General features: G+C 57.9%; 19 protein-coding genes and 1 pseudogene. 16 read left to right on the forward strand and 4 right to left on the reverse strand.

Annotated elements, in window-relative coordinates; translation table 11 throughout:
- The first annotated feature begins 161 nt into the window (after positions 1 to 161).
- From OOT55_RS03845 to OOT55_RS03880, 8 genes are all read left to right on the forward strand, one after another.
- A complete protein-coding gene (locus OOT55_RS03845) occupies positions 162 to 905 on the forward strand; it encodes a flagellar basal body rod protein FlgF (protein ID WP_265367833.1) in 744 nt (247 codons plus the stop codon).
- Between the two features lie 98 nt (positions 906 to 1,003).
- A complete protein-coding gene (gene flgG, locus OOT55_RS03850) occupies positions 1,004 to 1,789 on the forward strand; it encodes a flagellar basal-body rod protein FlgG (protein WP_265367834.1) in 786 nt (261 codons plus the stop codon).
- Positions 1,790 to 1,802: 13 nt separating this feature from the next.
- Positions 1,803 to 2,513, forward strand: a complete 711-nt coding sequence (gene flgH, locus OOT55_RS03855) for a flagellar basal body L-ring protein FlgH (RefSeq protein WP_265367835.1) — start codon at positions 1,803 to 1,805, stop codon at positions 2,511 to 2,513.
- Positions 2,514 to 2,542: 29 nt separating this feature from the next.
- Entirely contained in the window at positions 2,543 to 3,643 is a 1,101-nt protein-coding gene (locus OOT55_RS03860) for a flagellar basal body P-ring protein FlgI (RefSeq protein ID WP_265367836.1), read from the forward strand.
- Entirely contained in the window at positions 3,643 to 4,584 is a 942-nt protein-coding gene (flgJ, locus tag OOT55_RS03865) for a flagellar assembly peptidoglycan hydrolase FlgJ (protein ID WP_265367837.1), read from the forward strand. The genes OOT55_RS03860 and flgJ overlap by 1 nt, the downstream gene beginning before the upstream one ends.
- Positions 4,585 to 4,597: 13 nt before the next feature.
- Entirely contained in the window at positions 4,598 to 7,345 is a 2,748-nt protein-coding gene (gene flgK / locus OOT55_RS03870; protein WP_265367838.1) for a flagellar hook-associated protein FlgK, read from the forward strand.
- Positions 7,346 to 7,359: 14 nt separating this feature from the next.
- Positions 7,360 to 8,970 carry a flagellar hook-associated protein FlgL gene (gene flgL / locus OOT55_RS03875; RefSeq protein ID WP_265367839.1) on the forward strand — a complete coding sequence of 537 codons (1,611 nt, stop codon included), beginning with the start codon at positions 7,360 to 7,362 and terminating at the stop codon, positions 8,968 to 8,970.
- A 44-nt stretch (positions 8,971 to 9,014) separates the two neighbouring features.
- Positions 9,015 to 9,341 carry a flagellar protein FliT gene (locus tag OOT55_RS03880; protein ID WP_265367840.1) on the forward strand — a complete coding sequence of 109 codons (327 nt, stop codon included), beginning with the start codon at positions 9,015 to 9,017 and terminating at the stop codon, positions 9,339 to 9,341.
- 147 nt (positions 9,342 to 9,488) lie between these two features.
- Here the strand turns inward: OOT55_RS03880 and OOT55_RS03885 are convergent, their stop codons facing one another.
- Together OOT55_RS03885 and OOT55_RS03890 are read right to left on the reverse strand one after the other, a co-directional pair.
- A complete protein-coding gene (locus OOT55_RS03885) occupies positions 9,489 to 10,658 on the reverse strand; it encodes a lipase family protein (RefSeq protein ID WP_265367841.1) in 1,170 nt (389 codons plus the stop codon).
- 44 nt (positions 10,659 to 10,702) lie between these two features.
- Entirely contained in the window at positions 10,703 to 11,206 is a 504-nt protein-coding gene (locus OOT55_RS03890; protein ID WP_265367842.1) for a DUF6795 domain-containing protein, read from the reverse strand.
- A 304-nt stretch (positions 11,207 to 11,510) separates the two neighbouring features.
- Between OOT55_RS03890 and OOT55_RS03895 the strand changes: the two genes are divergently transcribed.
- The gene (locus OOT55_RS03895) at positions 11,511 to 12,545 is read left to right on the forward strand and encodes an IS110 family transposase (RefSeq protein WP_265365857.1); all 1,035 of its coding nucleotides are present in this window, start codon (positions 11,511 to 11,513) and stop codon (positions 12,543 to 12,545) included.
- Between the two features lie 515 nt (positions 12,546 to 13,060).
- Here OOT55_RS03895 and OOT55_RS03900 read toward each other — a convergent pair.
- A pseudogene (locus tag OOT55_RS03900) lies at positions 13,061 to 13,915 on the reverse strand (Rpn family recombination-promoting nuclease/putative transposase); the annotation flags it as partial.
- 516 nt (positions 13,916 to 14,431) lie between these two features.
- On the opposite strand from OOT55_RS03900, the gene OOT55_RS03905 reads away from it, so the two are divergent.
- From OOT55_RS03905 to OOT55_RS03930, 6 genes are all read left to right on the forward strand, one after another.
- Entirely contained in the window at positions 14,432 to 16,186 is a 1,755-nt protein-coding gene (locus OOT55_RS03905; RefSeq protein WP_265367843.1) for a flagellin, read from the forward strand.
- Between the two features lie 52 nt (positions 16,187 to 16,238).
- Entirely contained in the window at positions 16,239 to 16,655 is a 417-nt protein-coding gene (locus OOT55_RS03910) for a flagellar protein FlaG (RefSeq protein ID WP_265367844.1), read from the forward strand.
- Between the two features lie 245 nt (positions 16,656 to 16,900).
- Positions 16,901 to 18,931, forward strand: a complete 2,031-nt coding sequence (gene fliD, locus OOT55_RS03915) for a flagellar filament capping protein FliD (protein WP_265367845.1) — start codon at positions 16,901 to 16,903, stop codon at positions 18,929 to 18,931.
- Between the two features lie 53 nt (positions 18,932 to 18,984).
- The gene (gene fliS, locus OOT55_RS03920; RefSeq protein ID WP_238559184.1) at positions 18,985 to 19,425 is read left to right on the forward strand and encodes a flagellar export chaperone FliS; all 441 of its coding nucleotides are present in this window, start codon (positions 18,985 to 18,987) and stop codon (positions 19,423 to 19,425) included.
- A gap of 2 nt (positions 19,426 to 19,427) precedes the next feature.
- Positions 19,428 to 19,703 (forward strand): hypothetical protein, encoded by a 276-nt coding sequence (locus OOT55_RS03925; RefSeq protein ID WP_265367846.1) that lies wholly within the window; start codon positions 19,428 to 19,430, stop codon positions 19,701 to 19,703.
- A 333-nt stretch (positions 19,704 to 20,036) separates the two neighbouring features.
- Positions 20,037 to 21,485, forward strand: a complete 1,449-nt coding sequence (locus tag OOT55_RS03930; protein ID WP_265367847.1) for a sigma-54 dependent transcriptional regulator — start codon at positions 20,037 to 20,039, stop codon at positions 21,483 to 21,485.
- Positions 21,486 to 21,510: 25 nt separating this feature from the next.
- On the opposite strand, the gene OOT55_RS03935 is transcribed toward OOT55_RS03930, so the two are convergent.
- A complete protein-coding gene (locus tag OOT55_RS03935; RefSeq protein WP_265367848.1) occupies positions 21,511 to 22,689 on the reverse strand; it encodes a helix-turn-helix domain-containing protein in 1,179 nt (392 codons plus the stop codon).
- A gap of 318 nt (positions 22,690 to 23,007) precedes the next feature.
- Here OOT55_RS03935 and OOT55_RS03940 point away from each other — a divergent pair, with 318 nt between their 5' ends.
- Positions 23,008 to 25,788: a di-heme oxidoredictase family protein gene (locus tag OOT55_RS03940; protein ID WP_265367849.1), complete on the forward strand. Its 2,781-nt coding sequence runs from the start codon at positions 23,008 to 23,010 to the stop codon at positions 25,786 to 25,788.
- Positions 25,789 to 25,816 lie beyond the last annotated feature (28 nt).

Consider the following 25,816-nt stretch of genomic DNA (forward strand, 5'->3'; position numbering starts at 1 on the left):
GCCGAAGGCGCATCCGCCGTTACCCCACGTCCCGCATCCACCAACCCCCAATCACCACACAACCCCCTCCGCGATTTTTGCCACTCTGGCACCCATCTTGCAATCCATCCCCCAACGGCCCAAAAAGCGACAATTTTTTCGCACCCATCGGGGGATACACCATGGATAAAGCGCTCTACATCGCCATGACCGGTGCCAAGCACAATATGCTGGCGCAGACCAATCACTCCAACAACATGGCCAACCTGAACACCACCGGTTTTCGCGCGGATTTCGCTCAGGCCCGCAGCATGCCGGTGTATTACGGCGATGGTCACCCCACCCGGGCGTACGCACTGACCGAGCGGCCCGCCACCAACTTCCAGCCGGGGCCCATGAACGCCACCGGGAGGGACCACGATATCGCCATACAGGGCGATGGTTTTATTGCGGTCCAGGCACCGGACGGCACCGAGGCCTATACCCGTGCCGGCGGCCTGCACATTGATCCGTTGGGTATTCTGCGCAACGGCAGTGGCCTGGCGGTTATCGGCAACGATGGGCCGATCGCTTTGCCCCCGCTGGAAAAGCTGGAAATCGGCACCGATGGGACACTGTCGATTGTCGCGCAGGGTCTGGGGCCCGAAGCCATGGTGGAAATCGACCGCATCAAGCTGGTCAATCCGGATCTCGCCGAGGTCTCCAAGGGTGAAGATGGCCTGTTCCGCCTCGATGGCGGAGTGCCCGCACCGGCGGATGCGCAGGTCAGTGTCGCCACCGGCTTTCTGGAAGGCAGCAACGTCAATGCCGTCAACGAGTTTACCCAGATCCTCAGCCTGTCCCGTCAGTATGAAATGCAACTGAAGTTGATGCAGACCGTCAAGCAGAATTCGGAAACCTCGGCACGGCTATTGCAAAACGGTTAATAGCGTAACGTCGCGGGCCGGTTTTATGGCCCAGGGCGGAAAAACCTTGCCGCAAGGCGGCAAGCACTGAAGCAGATACCCGACAGAGAGAACACACCATGCACGCAGCACTGTACGTCAGCAAAACCGGTTTGAGTGCTCAGGATAAACAACTGACCACCATCTCCAACAACCTGTCCAACGTGGGCACGGTGGGTTTCAAGCGCGACCGTGCCGTGTTTGAAGACCTGTTGTATCAGACCCAGCGTCAGCCCGGCGGCCTGGCGAACCAGAACAACGAGTTGCCCTCCGGTTTGCAGTTGGGTACCGGTGTACGCGTGGTCGCGACGCAGAAAGAATTCACTCCCGGCAGTCTGGAAGTCACCGACCAGGCGCTGGATGTAGCCATCAATGGCCGAGGCTTTATCCAGGTGCTCCAGCCCGATGGTAATCTGGCGTACACCCGCAACGGTCAGTTCCAGATCAATGGGGAAGGCGAGCTGGTGACCAACAGCGGCCTGTTGATTGAGCCGGGCATTGTGATCCCGGAGAACACCAGCCAGATCAATATCAGTGAAGACGGCATCGTCTCCGCGCATTTCGCGGACGACCCGCAGCCTCAGGAAATCGGTCAGATTCAGTTGGCGGATTTCATCAACCCCTCCGGTCTGGAAGCCATCGGTGGCAACCTCTATGTCGAGACCGTCGCCAGTGGTAACCCGGTTATCGGCGCGCCGTCGGAAGAGGGCATGGGGTCGCTCAAGCAGGGCATGCTGGAGAGTTCCAACGTGGACATCGTCCAGGAAATGGTGGACATGATTTCCACCCAGCGCGCTTATGAGCTGAACTCCAAAGTGGTCTCCAGCGCGGACCAGATGCTTCAGTACATTAACCAGACGTTGTAACGAGGCCTTCGCCATGACTCCCGTCGCCCTGATCCGCTGCTGCCAGAAACTGATCGCCCGCGTTGCATTGCTCCTGCTGGTAGTGAGCGTGTCGGCGTGTATTACCTACGAGCGGCCGGTGCCCGGCGATCCGTATTACGCGGCCACGATTCCCACGGCGTCCAGTGTGCCCCAGCGCACCGAAGGCTCGCTGTATCAGGGTAATTACGGCATGGCACTCTATACCGATCGCAAAGCGTTGAACGTGGGTGACATCATCACCGTCACCCTGGCCGAGCGCACGGTGTCGAGTAAAAGCTCCGGCGTCTCGGTGGACAAGGAAAGCGAACTGGACTTCAATGCGGGTCCCTTGTTGGGGACCAACCCGAGCTTTCGTGGCAATACGCTTGATACCAATCTGAGTCAGAACCGTGCGTTCAGTGGCGATGCGGGTGCCGACCAGAGCAACAGCCTGGAAGGCAATATCACCGTCACTGTGGCGGAGGTTTTGCCCAACGGGGCGTTGGTGGTACGCGGAGAAAAGTGGATTACCATCAACCGCGGTGATGAATTTATTCGCATCAGTGGCATCGTTCGGCCAGACGATGTATCGCCGGATAACACAGTGCCATCCACCCGGCTGGCCAATGCCCAGATTTCCTACAGCGGCACCGGCACCCTGGCGGACTCCCAGTCCATGGGCTGGTTGTCCCGGTTTTTTAATAGCGGTTACTGGCCATTCTGAGCGAGGCTGACCCTGTGAGAGGATTTTCCATGATCCATCGTATTCTGATCGCGGCCCTGCTGGTACTGACCAGCACCCTGGCTCAGGCCGAGCGAATCAAAGACATCGCCACGGTCGCCGGCGTTCGCTCCAATCAATTGGTGGGATATGGCCTGGTCGTCGGTCTGGATGGCACGGGGGATCAGACCAACCAGTCGCCGTTTACCATTCAGTCATTTAACAACATGCTGCAGCAGTTCGGTATTACCGTCCCGCCGGGCACGCGTGTGCAGACCAAAAACGTGGCGGCCGTCATGATTCAGGCGGAGTTGCCCGCGTTTGCCAAACCCGGCCAGACCATCGATGTAACGGTCTCCTCCATCAGTAATGCCACCAGCCTGCGCGGCGGCAGTCTGTTGATGACCTCCCTGAAAGGGCCGGACGGCCAGGTCTACGCACTGGCGCAAGGCAACCTGGTGGTGGGCGGTTTTGGCGCCGAAGGCCGGGACGGTTCCCGGATCACCGTCAACGTCCCCAGCGTCGGTCGCATCCCCGGTGGCGCCACCGTGGAGCAGGAAGTCAAAAACAATTTCAGCTCCGGGCAGCCGGTGGTACTCAACCTGAACCGTGCGGATTTTACTACCGCCAACCGGGTTGCCCAGAGCATCAACGAAATGCTGGGGCCGGATGTGGCGCGTGCCCAGGATGCGGTATCGGTCGCGGTCAGCGCGCCCCAGGATCCGTCCCATCGGGTGGATTTCATTTCCCTGCTGGAAAACATCGAGGTAGAGCCCGGCGAGGAAGCGGCCAAGGTCGTGATCAATTCCCGCACTGGCACCATCGTGGTGGGCCAACATGTGCGCGTCTCCCCGGTGGCGGTTACTCACGGTAACCTGACCGTTTCCATTTCGGAAGACTATACCGCCGTTCAACCCAACCCACTGGGCGAGGGCGATACGGTCGTGTTGCCGGGCAGTGATGTGGAAATCACCGAAGAAACCAACCCGATGTTCAAGTTCGCGCCGGGCAATACGCTGGAAGATATTGTCCGCTCGGTGAATAACGTCGGTGCGTCTCCCGGTGACCTGATGGCCATTCTGGAAGCGCTCAAACAGTCCGGCGCACTCAAAGCCCAATTGATGGTGATCTGATGATACCGCTCGATAACACGCATGTGCGTCAGCAAGTACAGGACAGTCTGCTGAACAACGACGGCATGGAAGCGCTGCGCGCCAAAGGTCGCAACGGCGATCCGGAAGCGTTGCGGGAAGTCGCTCGCCAGTTTGAATCCATGTTCGTGCATCAGATGTTCAAACAGATGCGCGCGACCAACGAAGTGTTTGGCAAAGACAGCCTGTTCAGCAGTGAAGAGAGCAAATTCCACAAGGAAATGCTCGACCAGCAGATGTCCCTGGAGCTGACCAAGGGTCGCGGTCTGGGCTTGGCGGAAATGCTGTATCAACAGATGGAACGGGCTTACGGTGATAAGCTCAAACCACAGAAAGCGGAATCCATGGACGTCAGTCGTCTGGAACGCCAATCCAACCTGTCGGTGCCTGTCGCACCGGTTACCGGGGGCAAGGCGCCCCTGGCAAACAGCCCGGGTGAGTTTGTGGAGCGCATTCGCCCTCATGCCGTTAAAGCGGCCGGGCAGCTCGGTGTTGCTCCGCAGGCATTGATCGCCCAGGCGGCGCTGGAAACCGGTTGGGGCCAGCACGTGATTCATACCGGCAGCGGTGCCAACAGTCACAACCTGTTCAATATCAAAGCGGATGGGCGTTGGGAAGGGGATCGCATCAACGTCTCCACCATTGAATACCGCCATGGCTTGCCGCAAGTGGAGCGGGCGGATTTCCGTCGCTATGACAATTATGAGCAAAGTTTTGCCGACTACGTGCAGTTCCTGCAGGACAATCCGCGCTATCAGGAGGCTCTGAAAGCCGGTGACGATGCGGAGCGCTACGTGGAAGGATTGCAGGACGCGGGCTATGCGACCGACCCCGCCTACGCGGAAAAACTGAAGACCCTGATGCGCACCGAACCGCTGATGACCGTGGTTCGCAATGACGCCCCTAACCCGAACGATGCCTGATAGGTAAGCCACCATGTCCGGAATACTGAATACCGCCATCTCCGGTCTGCGCGTCAGCCAGGCAGCCATGCGCACGGCGGGCCATAATATCAGCAATGCCAATACCGATGGTTACAGTCGGCAGCGCACGGAAGATATCACCCGGCCCGAGCAGCAACTGGGTAACGCGGGCTATGTGGGCACGGGGGCAACAACCCAGTCAATCACACGCATTGTGGATCAGTTCGTAGTCAGTCAGCTGCGCACGGATACCACCAACTTTCATTCCCTCGACAAATACAACAGCAATCTCGAGAAAATCGACAAGTTGTTCGCGGACGAGTCCACGGGTCTCGCGGGCGGCCTGAAGGCGTTTTTTGCCTCGGTCCAGAATGCCGCCGATGATCCGTCCTCATCCCCCGCACGGCAGTTGATGATTACCGAGGCGGACAGTCTGAGTACGCGCTTCAATACGCTTTACGACCGCCTGGCGGACATCGAGCGCAATGTGATTCGGGAAATTGATGCGGTCACCCAGCAGATCAATGACCTGGCACAGAACGTGGCGGACCTGAATCAGTCGATTGCTGACAAAGCACTTCCCGGTGCTGGAAATGACCCCAATGACCTGATGGATCAGCGGGACGAGACATTGCGTAAACTGTCCGAATTGGTCGGTATCAGTGTAGTGCCCCAGGGCAATGGTCATGTCAGTGTGTTCATGGGGGAGGGGCAGGCGCTGGTCGTGGGTTCGACGGTAAACCGCTTTCAGGTCACCAATGCCGGCGAAATCAAACTCAGCCAGGGTACCCGTACCCACGATGTCACGGGGCTTCTTAACGGTGGCCAGCTCGGTGGTTTGGTGGACTTCCGCGATGGCATCTTGCACACCGCCAAAAACGAACTCGGGCGCATTGCACTGGTGTTATCCGACACCTTCAATGAACAGCAACAACAGGGGCTGGACCTCGATGGTGATTACGGCCAGCGTCTGTTCAAGGACATCAACTCGGACGATCTGATCAGCAATCGGGTGGTGGCGGGCAATAATGCCGGGCCTGACGATCGTCGCCTGTCGGTCACCATAGATGACATTGGGCAACTGACCACCAGCGACTATCGTTTCCAGATTCTCGAGAACACCAACAATTATGTGATCACCCGTCTGAATGACGACAAGGTGATTCAGCAGGGCATGCTCACGGGCAGTTATCCGGAGACGCTGTCGTTTGATGGCCTGTCGGTCACGCTCGAGGGAGGCTCGTTCCAGGGCGGTGACAGCTTCACCATCCAGCCGACAACGAATGCTGCCCGCTATATTGAAACCTTGCTCAGTCGCCCTGAGGACCTGGCTTTCGCCTCACCGGTGCGTACCGGCTCGGACAGTGGTAATGAGGGTTCCGGAAGCATCAGTCAGGGGCAGGTCCTCAGTAAGCTCGGACTGGATGGCGAGGTATTGCCAACCTTTGCCACGGAAGGACAATTGTCGCCGCCGGTGATCGTGCGCTTCACCTCAGAGACCACCTACGACATCCTGGACAACTCCGACCCGGCCAATCCTAAACATCTTGAACCGCCCATACGCGAGCAGCGTTTTGTGCCTGGCCAGGACAATGCACTGTTTACGACCGATCCGGGCGAAACCCGGGTCATAGGGGCGGGGAGCCGTCTTGGGTTGCCGGATGGACGCAGCGCTCAGGTGGTTGCCGTGGGTGGCCCGGCGCAGAATAACGGCTACCCGGTGGAGCAGATGCGTTTCCGGGTGACCGACCCGAGCACCGGTGCAACCACGACCCAGAATGTGGTGACCAACCCCAATGCCTCCGCCGCCAATATCGCCGATCAACTGAGTCGGGTGCCCGGCGTGTCCGCGAATGCCTATACCCAGGCGACCTTGACCGATATCAGTATCGAGGATTTCAGTTCACCACTTCAGATCACCATCAACGGTGAAGACCTTCTGGAGTATCAGGGTGGCAACCTCGCCCCGATGGTACCCAATCCGCAGACAGACCCGGATGGGTTTCAGGAATATCTGGCCGAACAGATCAATGCCAACTCCAACCTGCAAGCGTTGGGTTTTCGCGCCGAAGCCGGGGCCAACCCGATTACCGGTGAGCTGGAGCTGCGCATGGTCGCGTCCTCCGGTGTGGATGTCGATGTCCGTCTGCAGGCGGATAACGCCACCCAGAATCAATTGAGCGTGAATGACAGTACCGGCAACCCGAATGTCCGACTGACGGGGCAGGGGGCGGGCAACGAGTCCACAGTGACGGTGGGTGGCCGGGTGGATCTGACGCTGGCCGACGGCGTGGCGTTGCAGACCGCGCCGACCGACAGCCAGCTTTTCGGTGACAGCGAAGCGGCGGATTTCGCCCAGTCCTCTTTCCTGGGTTACCAGGCCAGCATTAAAGGTCAGCCCAAAGCGGGCGATACCTTTACCCTGGACTTCAACAGCGATTCCAGCAATGACAACCGTAACGCCCTGGCCATGGCCGCGCTGGAAACTGCCAAAGTCATGGGCGACGGTAAGCTCGGGCTGAGCGATGCCTACGGACGTCTGGTCGAGCAGGTGGGTACCGAGAGTGCCTCCGCACGCAGCAACAGTCAGGCGGCGGAAAGCCTGATGGAGCAGACCCAGTCCATGCGCGACAGCATCAGTGGCGTCAACCTGGATGAAGAGGCCGCCAACCTGATCAAGTTTGAGCAGGCGTACAACGCCAACTCCCGGGTCATCTCCATCGCCCGGGACCTGTTTGACACACTGTTAAACTCTATCTGATTGAGGCGCTGATCATGCGTGTGTCCACCTCACAAATCTACAGTATTGCCGACATTGGTATGCGCGATGCCCAATCGGCCGTGAACAAAACCAGCGAGCAGATCAGTACCGGCAAGCGGGTGCTCAGTCCGGCGGACGACCCGGTCGCGGCCACCAGCATTCTGAGATTGAATCAGCAGTTGGGGCGGATTGAGCAATACGAGAAAAACGTCAATGCGGCCGAGAACAGTCTGGAGCAGGAAGAGGTGGCGATTCAGTCTATCGTCACGCTCATGCAGCGCATGAAAGAACTGGCGGTTCGTGCCGGTAATACCGGGGTCATGACACCGACGGATTACCAGTCCATTGCGGCAGAAGTGGACAGTCGGATCGGCGAGCTGATCAATCTTCAGAATACCCGTAACGCATCGGGCCAATACATTTTCTCGGGGCATCAGGGTGATACCCAACCCTTTACCGAGGATGGTGGAGGCAACTTCTCTTATCACGGCGATGAAGGGCAGATGCGCATTCAGATTTCCGAGACGGGCTCCGTTCCGGTGAGTGACTCGGGCAAGGCGCTGTTCGTGGATGTGCCCAGTGGGCACAACACCATGAACACCCGCCCGAGCGAGGCCAACCGGGCGGTGCCTCCGGCGCGGATCAATGTCGGTGAAATCGTGGATCAGGAGGCCTACGACGAGTTTTATCCCCGGGACATGAAGATCACCTTCAATGCGCCCGAGTCGGTGAGCCCTCCCGCCGCCAACTACACCATCACCGATGACAAAGGGCGGGTGTTGGTGGCCAATGCCGCCTATGAGCAGGGCGAAGCCATTGAAATCAACGGCGTGCGGGTGCGAATCTCCGGTCAGCCCTATGCCGGGGAGGCGGCGACGCCGGGCACTATCGATTTCGGAGCGGTCACCCCCGTCGATTTTACCGGCGCCCCGGAGACGGTGACCCTGACCGTGGGAGGCAAGTCAGAGACGCTGGTACTGGATCGGCCGATCAACAATGCGGCCGATCTGGCTGCCGCCCTGAATAGTACTGCGGAGGTAACGGCGGGCAGTGGCGCGGATCGCAACGCCGAGCGGCTGGCCAATCTGGGTGTAGTCGTGGACGCCAACGGGCTCAGCGTTCCCAGCGGCCAGAACCTGACTGTGCGCAATGGCACCGCCAACACTGACAGCGTGTTCGGGGTCGCCACTCAGAATGACGGCACCACTTCGACCGATGGCGAGCTGGCCGAGCCCGGCGACAGCTTTCTGATCACCTCCAGTAACAAACAGGGGCTACTGACCACGCTTTCCCGGCTGAGTGAGGCAATGAAGAACGTTGAAAGTAATCCGGAGAGTAAGGCGGAACTCAGTAACATTATTGGTCAGACCCTGACCAACCTCGATAATGGCATGACCCACCTGACGGCTGCTCAGGGGGACCTGGGGGCCCGGCTCAACACCCTGGAGTCCACCCGTGATCTGCTGGCAGATACCAAGCTACACAGCGAGGAGGTGCTTGCCGATATCCAGGACCTGGACTACGCTGAAGCTTCCACCCGACTGCAGATGGAGAGTCTGGTGCTCAGTGCCGCCCAGCAGACCTTTGCGAAAGTCAGTGGGCTGTCGCTGTTCAATTATCTGTAACCCCTGATTCAGGCCGGAACCCCCGGCCACGAGACCCTGTTGTTATGAGTGATACCGATACGCTGAAACCGCTACGCCAGTTCCACGCTTTTACTGAGACGTTGTTGGAGCTGGCCAGGGCCAATGAGTGGCAGGCATTTGAGGAGAAGGCGGCGGAGCGTGAACGGTTGATTGATGCCATCAACGACAATCAGTTTCTGATCGAGGTTGCGGAGGCGGGGCTCGCGGACAGCATGCGGGCGGAGATTGCCGAGATCCAGACCCTCAACGACGAAATCACCGAACTGGCCGAAGCCACCAAGGCGGACATCGCCGCCCAGCTCAAACAACAGAACCACCAGGATAAGGCCATCAAGGCCTACAAACCCTGACTCCACACAACCCACCGCCCCGACGTAGGGTGGCATAAGGCCGAAGGTTGTCATCCACCGTTCCGGGTCCAATCGGTGGATGACGGGGCTGCGCCCCTTATGTCACCCTACGGCCAAGGAACCGTGCGGAGAAGGTCCGCATGCTTGCTAAACCGCTCGCCCATTGACCAACGACTGGTCCAAAACCCGCTGCACCAAGGCATTTACCTTCCGCTGCAATTCCATCAAAATATGCCGCAAATACGTCCGGCTAATATCCGCACTCTCCACCACCTCAGGCCGACCAATCAGCATCAGGATTTTACGTACCAGGTATAGAACCCAACGAGAAACGGTGTCAGCGAGTTTGATGCCTTTGTCCAGAATAACCGCGATGGAGTCCAACAGCGTCAACTGCGTTGATCCCGCGGCCGACAACAAGCGGGCCGCCCCGGTCATGCAGCGTTCGAGCACATACACCAGTGCTCGACCGAGCCACTCCAGGCTATCCATGCTGAAACTGACCAGGTGGTTGCTTAATAACCAATGTTCAATCTCGCGGTCCGAGCCTGACCCTTTCGGCTCAGCCAGAACCGGCCAGCTTTTTGAGCCAATGCTGGTGGCGTACTCGCCAATACTGTGGTCGCGAAGGGTTGGCATCGTCCCGATCGCGGGTAGTTGATAGGTCCGGCCCTGCAAAGGTGCGTGAAGAAATGGCCAGATTGGGACATAGGGCACCACGTCTGAGCGGCGATATACCCGGTAAATATTGGGCGAGCTTAATGTGTTGGACAGGGTGTTGGCGAAGCCGTGTAACCCTACGCGTGGCGCTCCGAAGGTGTAAAGGCACGGTTTTCTATGGTACGCCAACTCGATCCATTCGGCGCACAAGCTGGCGATCGCACCGCCCAGACTGTGGCCAATGCAATGAATCTGGGTGCCGGAAATACTCGGCATTAGCGACAATAGCTGTGGGCGAATGGATTTAAACGCATCGCTAAAGCCGGCGTGTACCGGCTGATTATTGCTGGAGCGAGCGAGGGTGAAATTAGCGTTGGTCAGCCAGTCCGCCAAGTAGCTGGTGCCACGGAACACCAAAAAAGAGTGGCCTTTCAGGTTTTTCTGACCGACCAAGCATACCCCAAAAGCCGTCCTGCATTTCAAAAAGCCTGGACCGCCGGTCTTTGCTAGCAGTGGCTCATCGGAGGGGAACGTGAAAAGGTCTCCGTATCTGGCGTTCAAGGCGCGCATCGCCTCCTTCGGTGAAGGGAGTTCAGAGAACAGATATACAGCTTCGGCGAGGTCGACTGCCTGGGGGGCATCTGCGGGTTTACTCATCTTTCAATTCCTTTTTAAAGGCAGGGTGTTAATGTTGGTGGACGTTAAAAGTTCTCCCAAATATGGCGCTTTGATGGATCAGGTTCCACGTCCCACGTACAGCGGCTGTAGATGAGACCACCACTGACCTCGATATAGTTTTCTTCAGCGGTTAGCTCACAGGTCACATTGAGTGCTTCGCCTTTGGCCTCTGCATTAGCTTGGGGAGTGCGTTTTACGCCACCCCATATTCGAATTTCAGCGTCATCGTAAAAGGCGACGACTTTCTGCGAAGCCACAAACTCCATCGGTAGAAACTTGGCGACGGTTCGCTCGGTCATCTCCGGGAAGTGAAAACGGCCGTCGGCATCGGTCGTGGTTTCATCCTGGTGTTCTGATTGCCATTTGGCCGTTCGCACCAGACGGATGTTTGCCGCCGGTACCCCATTGGCCTTCAGCACCCCTGACATTTCTGAAAACAGGCAAACTTTCCCGATATCGGTAAAACTCATCGCACAAACTCCCACAGAGGTAAGGGCCAGAAGGACCAACAATAAGGACTTCAGCATGCTGAAGGTTCCTGGAGGAATGGGGTTTCGGGTGGGGTAGGGGTTTGGTGGTCCATAATCGCTCCTTGTGGTGTGGATTCCTGATGGCGAAAACTATCACCGGGCATCTGCGGGGGCAAGAGGTCAGGCGGGGTTTTGTGAACCAGGTCAAAAGCCCACCAGCGCGCTCGGACCGATTCGCCCTGCGCAAACTGCCTTTCTATCCGTAGGGCGATGAGATGGTCTCCTCCCCTCCTAATCGGCGTCGCGATGCGCCAAGATAGGGGAGGAATAAGTTCCTATCTGAGATGAGTGGGAGGAGACCATGGCAAAGCTTACAACGATTGGCATTGACCTCGCAAAGAATGAGTTTGCAGTGTACGGACTGGGCCCGAATGGCCAGTGCGGGTGGAGGCGCAAATTGCGCCGCAAGCAACTGCTTAATCAGATGGCAAAGCTGGCCCCTTGCAAGGTAGCCATGGAAGCCTGCGCCAGCGCCCATTACTGGGGGCGCAAGCTACAGGCACTGGGGCACGAAGTGAAGCTGCTGCCGGCCCAGCATGTGAAGGCGTATCTGCGGGGCCAGAAGAACGACTACAACGATGCCCAGGCGATCGCCGAGGCCTGTGAGCACGGACGAATCCGCCCGGTGGCGATCAAGAGTATCGAGCAGCAGGATGAGCAGATGCTGCACAAGCTGCGCCGCAGCGTGATCGCTGAGCGCACCCGGATGGGCAACCGGCTGCGAGGCTTGCTCGCCGAGTACGGTGTCATCATCCCTGAGGGGATAGCGGCCCTGCGCCGGGAACTGCCCCTGGCGCTGGAGGATGCCGAGAACGAGTTGAGCCCACGGGCTCGGCAGTTGCTGCACCGTCAGTATCAGCGCTTCCTGGAGGTAGAAGAGGAGTTGGCCTGGTATGACCAGGAGGTGAAGCGACAGGCCAAAGCCGATGAGGTCTGCCAACGCCTGGATGCGCTGCCGGGTGTTGGCCCGGTGGTAGCCAGCCAGCTCAAAGGCTGGATGGGCGATGGCCAGCAGTTCGGCCGGGGGCGGGATGCCTCGGCGGCACTGGGGGTAATACCGAGACAGAACAGCACCGGTGGCAAGGAGGTCCTTCTGGGGATCAGCAAACGGGGTGATCCCTATGTGCGGGCGCAGGTGATCCACGGAGCTCGGGCGGTGGTGTCACGAGCGGACCAGAAAAGCGACCCGCTCAGCCGCTGGATCCAGCGCATCAAGGCCGAGCGGGGGTTCAACAAAGCCACCGTAGCGCTGGCCAACAAGTTAGTCCGCATGGCCTGGGTGATCATCGCCCGAGGCGAGCGGTACCGGCCGATCGAGGAGCGAATGGCCGGATAAGTTAATCAGGGAGCGAGTGGAATAGACAAACGAGGCGACGTAGATAGTTACGGAGGTAAACCTTCCCTCAGGTTGCGAGGGTCACAGCGATCGATGGCATAACAGGTCAGACCGGCCTGCCGAAAACCTGACTTATCCGAGGGCCCCAAAGGCCGTTAGGGCGATGAGGACGGCAGGCGCGCATCTTCCATCAAGGCCAGAGGCGACAAAGCCGCCTCGTTCAACAGGCCGGATATACGGGAGCCAACCTGTCCCTGACATCGAGCACTGAGACCTTGCAAACGGGGAGGAGACCATATACGGATAAGCGCTGCAAGGCACGCATCCGCCGTTACCCAGTATTCACACTGGCCTCCATGTGGTGCCGTCTACACTCCTCCGTCACCAGGCGACAAAAATACGTCGTCAAGCGAGCCCGCATCCAACACCCGATCACCCCAGGCTTCGAGCTGCTCCAGAGGGGCAGCTTCCACCTTCTGCCGGGTCGCTTCGTCAACCGCCTCAAACCGTTTGCTTTAAAAGCGCAGCAGCATCGCCGCCGCCTCTTGCTGTCGGCCTTCGAGTTGCCCTTGCAAACGATCCTCTTGACGGCCTTCCTGCCGACCTTTCTCCAAGCCTTCACGCTTCCACTGTTCAGTCCAGTCGTCCAGCTTTTCCGCCAACATGGCATCTACCTCGTTCAGGTTCTGAAGCTCCGGGATGGCTTCGTTTCTAAATCTTACTCTCAACAGCCGGTTTAGCCAAATAGCGACCGAGCGCTGTAGCGGGCGGCTGTCCGGCCCGCTGAGTAGGGCGGTAAGCTGCTTTACCCGGTGGTGCAACTCATGGGTGCTCTGACTGAAGCCCAAGCCGATCACATGGCCCAGCACGTTGTCGGGGTACGCATCACTGAAACGCTCGGGAATATCCCTCTCCTCTACCAGGCAGTAGTTCAACTCCGGTACAAAGCGAGCCAGGCCCGGATGGGGGCGGTGTACCAAATCTGCCACATTAATCGGGCTGGTCCAGTCGCGGGCACCGCTATAGAGCACAATCGGCAGTACCGGTGGTAGTTTCTGGCCTTTGCGCAGGGGCTCATGGCGGATGATGTCCTGATAGAGCAGGCCCACATAGGTCATGATCCGACAGGCCATAAAATAGTCATCCGAGGACTGAAACTCAATCAGTAGGTAAAGGTACACCCAATTCGGCCCCATTTTCGCCCGCCAGATGCTGTCATCGTGTCGCTCGCGCAGGTCATCGGTGGCGAAGCTGGCTTTGAGCGGCTCCAGGGTGTCGAAGTCCAACTCGTTGATCCACTCAGGCTTGACGAAGCCCTCCAGCAGCTCTTTAACCATCCTGGGGTTGCTGAACAGCAACTTATACCCCGTGTCGAATGGGGTGGCATCCTTGGCTTTATGTCAACGCTATATGGAGCGACATGGGTGGATGGGCGAGGCTCTAAAGCAAGAATTGGGCAGATAAGCGCTGCAAGGCGCGCATCCGCCGTTCCCAGCTCTGATGCGACCTCCAACCGGTGGATGACGGGGCTTGCGCCCCTTATGCCACCCTACGGCAAGGGCAGAGCAGGCCCGTAGACCGGGGTAGCGCGAAGCGCGCAATCCGACAACCTGGGTGGTAATGGTGGATTTTGGGGGTTATTTGTTGGATTACGCTTCGCTAATCCGACCTACTTGAGGGTTGCGTCGTTCTTAACCCATTGAAAATTAAAGAAAAACTGAAAATCAAGCCGGTTTGGCGCAAAAAATCCAAAATTCTCCTAAAGCTCCCTCATGATGGGTCGATAACCTTTACAGAAGACCTGGTGACCGACTGTTCCGGGCTTCACTGTCCGAATGATCCACGGCTGGTAAAGCCTGTGAACAAAACAACTTAGGAGATCCATCATGGCTCTAGTAATCAATACCAATGTGGCCTCACTGAACACTCAGCGTCAGCTGATGCAGTCTGGCAATGCTCTGGACCAGGCGACAGAACGTCTGGCGTCCGGTAACCGCATCAACTCCGCCAAAGACGACGCCGCGGGTCTGGCGATTTCCAACCGCATGACCTCCCAGGTTCGCGGTCTGAACCAGGCCGTGCGTAACGCGAACGACGGTATTTCCATGATTCAGACCGCTGAAGGCGCTCTGCAGGAAGGTACCAATATTCTGCAGCGGATGCGTGAGCTGGCTGTACAGTCTGCCAACGGCATTTACTCCGACAGCGACCGTAGCACCCTGAACGCCGAAGTTCAGCAGCTCAAGACGGAGCTGAACCGTATTGCTGAAGAAACCACCTTTAACGGCCAGGCTTTGCTGGACGGCAGTCTGAATAATACCTTGCTGCAAGTGGGTTCTGAGCAGGATCAGACCATTTCGGTATCCGTTGGTGCATTCAGCACTAGCGCATTGGGTGGGACCTCTGGAGATATCGTTGGTGAGGCGACCGCTAATGGTATCGCTGATCTTACTGCCCTGGATGGTACTGACACCATTAGTATCAATGATACGTTGATCGATGCATCAGACGCGGCAGGCGGCACCTTAAACGAAGCATTGGCGAGTATCAATGCCGATTTGGATGGAAAAGGTGCAGAAGTTTCCAGCTTGGTTGAAGTAGAAGCGGCGAGTGGTGGGTCTGGTCGACTTGTTTCCGGCACTGATGTGCTGACGCTGACTTTGACAGATGGCGATGGGCGCACTCAGGTGACTGAAATTAGTGGAACCAGCAGTATGGAGGAATTAGCCGCTAAAATTACCGAAGAGACGTCCATTACTGCCACTTTGAATGACGATGGTGCGTTGGTGATGAGCGCAGAGGGAGCGACGTCAATTGCTTTTTCCGGAACAGGTGATGCTGTCGCAAACGCAGGGCTTACCGGTGTTTCTGCCTCGACTAACTTTTCGTTGGTTGTGAATGATACCAGCGCAGATAAACGCGGTGTAACCATCGAAGCTGCCGGGACGTATGCTGCAAGTGCAGACCTAGGCATAGACTTGCAGGATAGCAACGGAAACATTACTGGCGCTGCAGTGACGTCCGAATCGACCACTCCAACAGGTGCTCAAAGCCTTGCCGAAGGTGACTTGATCATCAATGGGGTTGAGATTGGTCAGATTGATGCGGGTGCCGCTGTAGGCGACACAGTAGATGAAGCCATTCGGGTCATTAACGAGTCTTCAAATGAAACTGGAGTCGTGGCATTTGAGGGTAGCACGGCGAATACCATAGCACTTCGTTCTGCCAATGGTGAGGAAATCTCCATTAAATATGGAGATTCAGCCACAGCGCAAGACGTGTTGGACATTGTTGGACTCCAGGAGCGTAACGCATCGCAAGGCACCGGGTCTGTGGCCAGTGTGGATATCTCAACCTCTGAAGGTGCTCAGAAGGCAATTGGTGTCATAGATTCAGCCATCGAGCAAGTAGGTGCCACTCGCGCTGAGCTTGGTGCCGTCAACAACCGTCTGGACTTCACCGTATCCAACCTGAGCAACGTTGCCGAGAAGACCTCCGCTGCCCGCTCACGGATCACCGATGCGGACTTCGCGGCGGAAACCGCCAACCTGAGTAAGGCGCAGGTACTCCAGCAGGCCGCCCAGGCGATGCTGGCCCAGGCCAACGCCCGTCCTCAGCAGGTGCTGTCGCTGCTGCAGTAATAGCTGAGCCCTCCCCCGGGTAACCGGGGGAAACCCTTGAGAGGGATGTACCATGAGTGAAGTGACGACGTTAAACAACAATGCCCGCCAAGAGCTCTACGGAGCGAAAGGCGGTCGGCAAGCTTCACCTGATACAACCCGTCAAGCGGCAAAAGAGGGAGGCAAGTCATTGCCGCCCTCTGTTTCGTTGGAACCGGCCAAACGCTCTTATGCTGAGAAGCAGAGTGAGCGGCAGACACAGATGGCGGACAATGTCCGCGACGCGGTCGCCCAGATGAATGAATACATCCAGGCAACCCAGCGTGATCTGCGCTTCAGTATTGACCGGGACTCCGGGGAAACCATTGTCAAAGTGCTCGACCGGCAAACCGAGGAAGTGATTCGTCAGATCCCGGACGAAATCTTTCTTGAACTGGCACGAAACTTGAGTGTCGATGAGCCGGTGCACCTTTTCAGTGAGCAGGCTTAACGGGCTGCAATCAGACTGTAAAAACGAAAAAGGGCGCCTCACAAGGGTGCCCTTTTTTCTATTGTGGGGCCTTTGTCCAAGAGCTTTCTGATCAAGGTTGTGATCGCCGTCACGGCGGCTGGAAGAATTTCTGTAATCAGGCTAAAGTTTAACCAAAAGCGGCCGACAGCCGTTACAGCACGCGGTCAATGTCCGCCGCACAGACCGGTTGATCGTCTTCACCGTCACTTCAGGGTACTCAGGTTATGGTCGAGCGCGTAGGCAGTAACATCATCAATCAACTGGGCAGTGGTTCCGGGATCGACACCCAGAACATTGTCGATCAGTTGGTCGAGCTGGAGCGGCTTCCCGAGGATCGTCGCCTGGACCGACGCGAAGAGCGTATAGAGGCGCAGATCTCGGGCCTCGGTTTGCTGCGCAGTGCGGTGGATGAGCTTGAAGGTGCCATGACGCCGCTGGCCAATGCCGATACCTTCGACGCCAAGCAGGCCTCCATTTCCGACACGTCCCTGATGGCGGTCAACAAGTTGAACCCGGACGCGGTGCCGGGTAATTACCGGATCAAGGTGGAACAGGTGGCTCAATCACAGTCATTGGCGTCCGGCACTTACGCCAGTCTCGACTCTGAGGTGGGTGAGGGCAGCCTGACCATTCGCTTTGGCGACTGGGCATCGGACCTGAGTACCTTTACGGCCGACGCGGATGCGACGGGTGCGACCATCGAGATTGATCAGAGCAATAACAGCCTGTCCGGGTTGCGCGATGCCATCAATGACGCGGACATCGGTGTTCAGGCCAGTATTGTGGGGCAGGAAGGCAGCTACCAATTGTTGCTGACCGGTCCGACCGGCGCGACGAGAGAGCTGGAAATTACCGCCACTGAAGGAGCCAGCCCCGGTCTTGCGAACTTCAACTTCAATGAGTCCGCTCAGAATTTCGCCCAGCAACAGGAAGGCCTGGACGCGATCGTACGGGTGAACGGTCTGCAGGTAACCCGGAACAGCAATGTGATCACCGACGTGATCGAAGGCGTCGAGTTTGAACTGTTCAACAGCAGTGCCACCGAAGAAGTCAGCATCAACGTCACCGAAGATCCCAGTCTGGCGGAGGAGGCCATCCGCGACTTCGTAGAGGCCTACAATACTTTCTACACCGAAACCAATCGCCTGATATCCAGAGACGAGGGTGAAGATGGCAAGGGCAGCCTGAGCAATGACCCCCTGGCGGGCAATATGCTGCGTACGATTCGCAGTATGATCGGTAGTGCCATGCCCGGTATCGACAGTGATTTCAACTCCCTCGCCAGCATTGGTATCCGGACCAAGATCGATGGCACTCTGGAAATAGCGGACGACGGCGAGGCCACCGACTTCGACGAGGCCATCAGTAACAACTTTGAACAGGTCCGGAATCTGTTCGTCCCCAATACCGAATCCAGCGACTCAAAAGTCAACGTGACGGCATTCGGTAGCCGCACACAACCGGGCAGCTATGCCGTTGAAATTACCCAGGAAGCGACCAAGGGGCTGCTGACCGCCGACCCGGTGGCGTTGGCGTTTCCGCTCGATACGACGGGCAAGGATTACAGCTTCGCGGTCAAAGTGGACGGCAAGCAATCGGCGACCATTGCGCTACCGGATGGTAAGACCTACGCGTCCGGGGCGGAGCTGGCCGAAGATTTTCAGACGTTGATCAATGCGGACTCCACGCTCAAAGAGGGGTTTGCCAAGGTCAATGTCAGCTACAACACCACCACCGGAGCCCTGGAATTCCAATCCAATAGCTACGGCGCCGTCAGCAATGTGGAGTTCACGGCCGTGGGCGCGGACATGGCCGATCTGGGCGTTGCGGTCGGCGCCGGAACCGCCGGGCAGGACGTGGCCGGCACCGTGGATGGCGAGGAAGCATTCGGGTTCGGCAATGTGTTGCGCCCGGCGATTGGTTCTCCCGCCGAGGGGTTGAGCATGACCATCTCACCGGGTGCGACCTCGGCCACCGTCGGGTTTTCCCGGGGGCTGGGTGGAATGTTGACCGGTATTGTGGATTCCTACGTGCGTAACTCCGGGTTGATTTCCCAGCGGGAGAGTAACCTTCAGGAAGACAAGAGTGATATTGCCGACGCTCGTGAAGCGTTGGATCGGCGCAGCGAAGCCTTCCGGGCACGACAGGAAGCCCAGTTCCGAGCCATGGAGCAGATTGTGCGCAGTCTGAACAGTACCGGGGACTTCCTGGAAGGCATCAACGACCGCTTACCGTTTACTGCGCCGCCGAGGTAAGACCAAAATAGGCTAAAGTTTCCCCCTCCACAGCCGCAATAAAGGTTAGTCCGATGGTAAAAACCACCGATGATGACGACAACCAAGAACGGGGAACCGGTATGAACGCCTACGCTCGTGCGGCACAGAATTACTCTTCCATGAAAGTACAGTCCAGCGCCATGGACGCCTCTCCCCACCGCCTGATCCAGATGTTGTTCGAAGGGGCTCTGGAGCGTATCGCTCAGGCCAAGGGTGCGATGCAGCAGAATCAGGTGGCCCGCAAAGGCGAGCTGATCGGCAAGGCCATCAATATTGTGGCGGGCCTGCAGGGCAGCCTGAATGACAAGGAGGGCGGCCAGCTCTCGGAAAACCTGGATGACCTGTATGACTACATCATCCGTGCCCTGACCGAAGCCAACTACAAGAACAGCCTGGAGCGGCTGGATGAGTGTGGCCGCCTGTTGGGCGAGCTGAAGTCCGCCTGGGACGGTATTGCCGACCAGGCCCGTTAGTCATGACGTTGTCAGCGGTCCCCAGCCCTGATTACCGGGGCGATGCCGGGGTAGAGCAGGTGCGCCAGCTGCGCAATGAGTTGGTGCGGGCCCTGCAGGCTGAGGATTGGTGGACGGTTCGCGAGCTGGACCGTGCCTGTGCCGGGTTGGTCGAGCGGGTAGTGGCGGCCAATGGTGGTGACGGGACGGCGCTGGTCCAGGCGTTGAGTGAGCTCAAAGGCGTGTATGCCAACTTGATCGAGCAGTGCCAGCAGGAGGTTTTGCAGCTGGCGCTGTAGAGGGCTGCTCTATCTCTTCTGATTCTTGACGTTTTTCGCGTCAGTTTTTTGTCATTTTCGCCGTTTTGGGATTGCCCCAGCCGGATATCCCTGCCAAAATCCCCTTACTTGTGATGTCTGTCACAGTTTTGTTGAGGGTTCCGTCCTGTCTTTACCGAATTGCCGGCGTCGATGTCGGACTTGACGATTATTTGACTCCGATAAGGGCCTCGGCTATTAGTTTAAACGAATGTCGTCGTAACAAGGGTTACAGGTCCGATGTTTGAGGAGTTGGCTCCTCGCGCTCCGGGACGATTCAGCACGACACAAGAATGTAAAAAAGGGCCAAGTCGCATGTGGCGTAACACCAATGTTCTGGTTGTAGATGACAATGAACAACGGCGCAGGGAGCTCGGAGTCATTCTGCAGTTCTTGGGGAAAACCGTCAGGACCACCGGTTGGGTGGGTTGGCAAACCGCCCACGAGGATGCTGAAGATTCGGACGAACGTGGCGTCATGGCGGTGTTTCTGGGCGAAACGCCCAGGCCCCGTGAGCTGGAATCCCAGCTTAAGGAGATTCGTGACTGGCAGGACGATGTGCCGGTCATCATGTTGGAGGAGCGCACATTACCCGAGTCGGCGGCGCCCCAACTGGCCCGGATGATTATTGCCAGCATGACCGTTCCTCCGGCCTATAACCAACTACTGGACACCCTGCATCGCGCCCAGCTCTATCGCCAGGCACAGCAGGCCAGTCGCCGCCAACCCACGCGCCGCCCGGTACACCTGTTTCGCAGCCTGGTGGGTACCAGCCGCCAGATTCAGCAGGTGCGCGATATGATGGCCCAGGTGGCGGATAAGGACGTATCGGTGCTGATCACCGGCGAGTCCGGCACCGGCAAGGAAGTAGTGGCCCGCAACCTGCACTACAATTCCCCCCGACGCGACAAGCCTTTCGTACCCGTGAACTGTGGTGCCATTCCGGCGGAGTTACTGGAGAGTGAGCTGTTTGGTCATGAGAAGGGGGCTTTCACCGGCGCCATCAATGCCCGCGCGGGGCGCTTTGAACTGGCTGAGGGCGGCACCCTGTTTCTGGATGAAATCGGGGATATGCCCCTGAACATGCAGGTCAAGATTCTTCGGGTGCTGCAGGAGCGCTGCTTTGAGCGGGTGGGCAGTAACAAGACCACCAGTATCGACGTGCGGGTGATTGCCGCCACCCACCGCGACCTGGAGACCATGATCAGCGAAGATCGGTTCCGCGAGGACCTGTTCTATCGGCTGAATGTCTTCCCCATCGAGCTGCCAGCTCTGAAAGAGCGTGCGGAAGATATCCCACTGCTGATCAATGAGCTGATCTCCCGCCTGGAAAGCGAGGAGCGGGGCTCCATCCGTTTCAATTCCGCCGCTATCCTGTCTCTGTGCCGTCACCCCTGGAGCGGCAACGTGCGCGAGCTGGCAAACCTGGTGGAGCGCATGGCAATCATGCACCCCTACGGTGTGGTGGGCGTTCAGGACCTGCCTCCCAAATACCGACATGTGGATGTGGTGGAAGAGGATTTTGGTACCGACTCCGAGCAGGAGGCACTGAACGGTCAGGCCGGCTATGTCAGCATGAACGACACGCCTTTATTGCCGGAGCAGGGGATCGACCTGCGTGAATATATCAACAACATGGAGCGGGAGTTGATTCAGCAGGCCTTGAACGATTGTGGTGGCGTGGTGGCCCGGGCGGCGGACCGGTTGAGCGTTCGGCGCACGACCCTGGTTGAGAAGATGCGGAAGTATGATTTGCAGCGTTGACTGAGGTTGGCGGGGGGGTGTCGGATTACGCTTCGCTAATCCGACCTGCGGGGCTACGGCGAATGTTTTCCCGGTACTCGCTGGGGGTCATGCCGGTGGCGCGCTTGAAGCAGCGATTGAAGGTGGATTTGCTGTTGAACCCCGATTGTTCCATCACTTGCATCATGGAGTCGGGCCCCTCCCCGGAAGCGATGATGGATTTCGCCCGCTCGGTGCGAAAGTCGTTGACATACTCAAAAAAGTTTTTGTTGAGCCGGCGATTGATGATGCTGGACACCAGCTTGCTGGAGAGCCCCATGGTGCTGGCGAGCCGCTCCAGGCTCAGTTCCGGGTCCAGAAACAATTGCTGTTCTCGCATCACCTTATGGATTGATTGGGTCAGCGATGCCTGTTCATCTTCGCTCCCGACCGAGACGCTATTGAGGCCCGATGCCTCGGAAACACCGCGGAAGGTCTCCGACCGGGTCAGGCTGTAAACGACCAGCGACGTGATAAAAAAGACGTTGAGATAGTTGCCCAGGACGCCGGTAAAGTTGGCCATTCTCCGGTGCTCAAACAACAGGTGGCTCAGATAGCTCGTCAGGTACAGACTCCAGATGATCAGAAAACCGATGACCAGCAGCCGGAGCCACCAGGGATCCACGCTCTTGAGGTTGGAGTAACCCTGCTCCAGATGTCGATGATAAGTCGCCAGCACTCGATAACTGATAGCGCCGTAGATGAAATAGATCCCGTATTTAAAGAACAGGTACAGCTGAAACGGGAGATCGTGAAACAGCACCTCATAGTCATACCTCGCCCGGGCAAAGAATCCCTCATCGCGCACCAGAAGGTAAAAGGGCAGAAGCAGGGTGATCAATAGTGCGGGTGCGAAGTGCAGGAGTCGGCGTCGGCACCAGCTGAAGTCCGAAAACAGCATTGATTTAAGGTACAGGTACAGCGCTGGCGCGGCCATCAGCCCGAGCGGCTTGAGGATGTAAAAAGTGTAAAGATGATCGCCCAGCCAGCGCGCTTTCAGTGGCTCTGCCCAATAGATCAGGGTATCCAGGAAGTCGATACCCAACGACAACAGGAAGAGCGACAACAACAGGCGTTGGGCCAGGGGAATGTGAGTAATAAACAGAAGCAGGGCGCCAAGCAACAGGCACTCCAGGACGGCCACCACCAGAACGGTGTCGTTCACGCTGAAAATCGGTACGTCCATACGGGGTTTGACCGTCACTGATGTTATTGCTTTGGCGAAAAGAATAAACAGAATGCCCAAGGTGATCAACACGCCAGCGGGAGAACCGAGAACCTGTCCACAAAAGCCCGAGTGTCAATATCGCCCAATAAGTTGATACCTTTTTGTAACTCCATGAAAATATTGAGTATTTTGTTCTGAGCGAGGGGTGTGTCCGGTGTTTATGGTGGCACGGGCCACTTTCACGAGCACTCGCAAAGTGGGACGACGATGCCTCCATTCAGGCTTTAAGGTCGGTGGGACCCATAACCAATAATAGCCATGCGCGAGGTCCACACTATGCGTCTCTACTCTCTGAAACACCCTCTCACCCTCGGGGGAGCGTTGCTCTTTCTGGTTCTGAGCACATCGCTCAACGCCCAGACCACGGAACTTGCCCGGAATGCCGCTGTATCGGCGAGCACGGCGGATCTGCCGGCAAGCAACGCCGTGGATGGCGATATGAACACACGCTGGGCCTCAGCGGCACAGACCGATCCCTCCTACCTGACCGTAGATCTGGGGCAGACCTATGACTTGTCGGAGGTGGTGATTCACTGGGAGGCCGCCAATGCGGACACCTACGAAATCCGCGGCTCCAGCGATGGTTCCAACTGGAGTACATTGGCGACCCGCACCGGTGGCACCTTCGGGCATCGCACCGACACGGTGGCGGTGAACGGCGAGTACCGATACGTTCGTATTTTTGGAATTTCTCGCAGTCAGGGCAATGAATGGGGCTACTCCATCTGGGAGCTGGAGGTGTACGGCAGTGAGCCCCAAACCGTGCCGACTGACTGTGCGGACGGCTGTTTCCAGGAGCTGGACGCCACCACCTTGCGAGCCCGTGTCAGCGAGGGCGATATCGTGGACATTCACTACACGGTGAATGGCGGTGGTCAACAGAATGTCCGGATGCAGCAGGACAGCAATGGTTGGTATTACGACCTGCCGAATCTGTTGCCGGGCGATGAGGTAAACGCCTCATTTACGGTGATCGCCAACGGCGTCGGTCGCAGTACCGGTTGGATCAGCCACACCTTTGTCGGCAGCGGTGGAAGCAGCAGCTCTTCGAGCAGCCAAAGCAGTTCCAGCAGTAGTGAGCAAAGCTCGAATTCCAGTAGCAGTGAGAGCAGCTCCGAAAGCTCCAGCGTAAGCCAGAGCAGCTCGAGCAGCTCCTCGGTCAGCCTCGGTGAGATCACACCACTGTACGACGCCGCCACGACTCTGGAGCCGGTGGTTCAGTACGAAACCGAAACCGCCCTGATTACCCGCTTTGCGGACCGGGCGCGTGATCGTCATGCCAAAGAGGATCAGTTCCAGGCCTACGACCATTACCTCAGTTTCTACTGGGAGGATCGTACCGCCGCCATTGAAATCATTGATGAGGTCGCCAAGGGTGGCGATACCGTGCGGATGAATGTGCGCACCGAATTTTTACTCAGCAATACCGAAGCCGAAAACCGCTGGTTCTATCGCGGCGTGGGCACTGTCGCGGAGTACTGTGACAACGGCACCATGGTGGTGGTTGATAACCTGAATTACTACAAGGAGCGCAGTCATAACTGCCGGGAAGGCCGTCCGATTCAAGTGGGTGACAAGCTGGAGTTTGAAATCAGTCAGTTTCTGGATGCCAGCGTCCCCAATGGCCGGGCCAACTATTACGGTACCACTTACCTCTACATCGTGGGCGAGGGGCTGGTGCCCTGGGATGTCGGAGGCTCCACTCCGTTCGGTGGTGTGAAAGACTCCTTCAAAATTCCAGAGCACGCCTGGTTGGGCGGTGACACCACCATTCACGAAATGACGTCGGGTGAAACGGACAACCATTTCATGCAGATGGCCACTAACCTTGGTTATGACAATGGTCAGCCGTTTGTGCGTGGACGCCGGGTTCTGCATACCTCTTTCGAAGACGGGCGGCACGATGAGCGTCCCCTGGAAAATCCGGTCTTCAACGAGATGGTTGGTCTGGCCGGACCTCACTATATCAACGACAGTTGCGCCGGCTGCCACGAACGCAACGGCCGGGCGGCCCCGGCGCCGGTGGGCGAGCCGCTCGACAAGTGGTCGTTCAAAGTGGCCGATGAGAACGGTCTGCCGGACCCGGACCTAGGGCGGGTGCTGCAGCCGGAGGCGAGCAACGGAGCGAGCAGCGAGGGCATTGTGTCCATCGCTTACTGGACCGAAGAGAACGGCCTGCGCTCACCCAACTACCAATTCACCGGTGCGGTGCCTGAGCGGTTCTCCGCCCGCATAGCGCCCAATCTGGTGGGCATTGGACTGCTGGAGGCCATTCCCGAGTCCGCGATTCTGGCCCAGGCCGATCCGGACGATGCGGATGGCGATGGCATCTCCGGTCGTCCCAATCGTATTCCGGATCCGGAAACCGGTGACACCCGACTTGGGCGCTTCGGCTGGAAAGCGGGCACCGTGAGTGTCAAACATCAGTTGGCCAGTGCCTTCAACTCCGATATGGGCGTCATGACTTCTGTGTTGCCCGAGCCGGATTGCGGTAGCAATCAGACGGATTGTGGTGGTACCGGCGCCGAACTAAGCGATGAGCATCTGGATGATCTGGTGAAATACATTGCCTTGCTGGGTGTCCGCCCACAGCGCAACTACGATGATCCGGCCGTGCAGAATGGTGAACAGTTGTTCGATACCGTCGGTTGTGCGGGTTGCCATACACCCAGCCATCAGACCAGTGAATATCATCCGTTGGCGGAGCTGCGCGATCAGACCATCTACCCCTACACCGATCTGTTGCTGCACGACATGGGGCCGGGTCTGGCGGATAACCTGGGTGAAGGGGAAGCCACCGGTGCGGAGTGGCGCACGCCGCCGTTGTGGGGGCTGGGTCTGTCGGCCTGTGTGACCGGCGGTGTGGAGAATCCGGTTGGCGGGCAAGGCAACGAGGTCTGCACGCCGGAGCACAGTTACCTGCACGATGGTCGTGCCCGTTCCATCGAGGAAGCCATTCTGTGGCACGGTGGAGAAGGGCAGGCAGCGAACGATGCGTATCAGGCATTGTCAGCGTCGGACAAGCAGGACCTGATCAGTTTCTTGAACTCGTTATAAAAAATCCGTTCGCGGCGGGTGCGCGCGT

The organism is Marinimicrobium sp. C6131 (genome assembly GCF_026153455.1).
GTDB lineage: Bacteria > Pseudomonadota > Gammaproteobacteria > Pseudomonadales > Cellvibrionaceae > Marinimicrobium.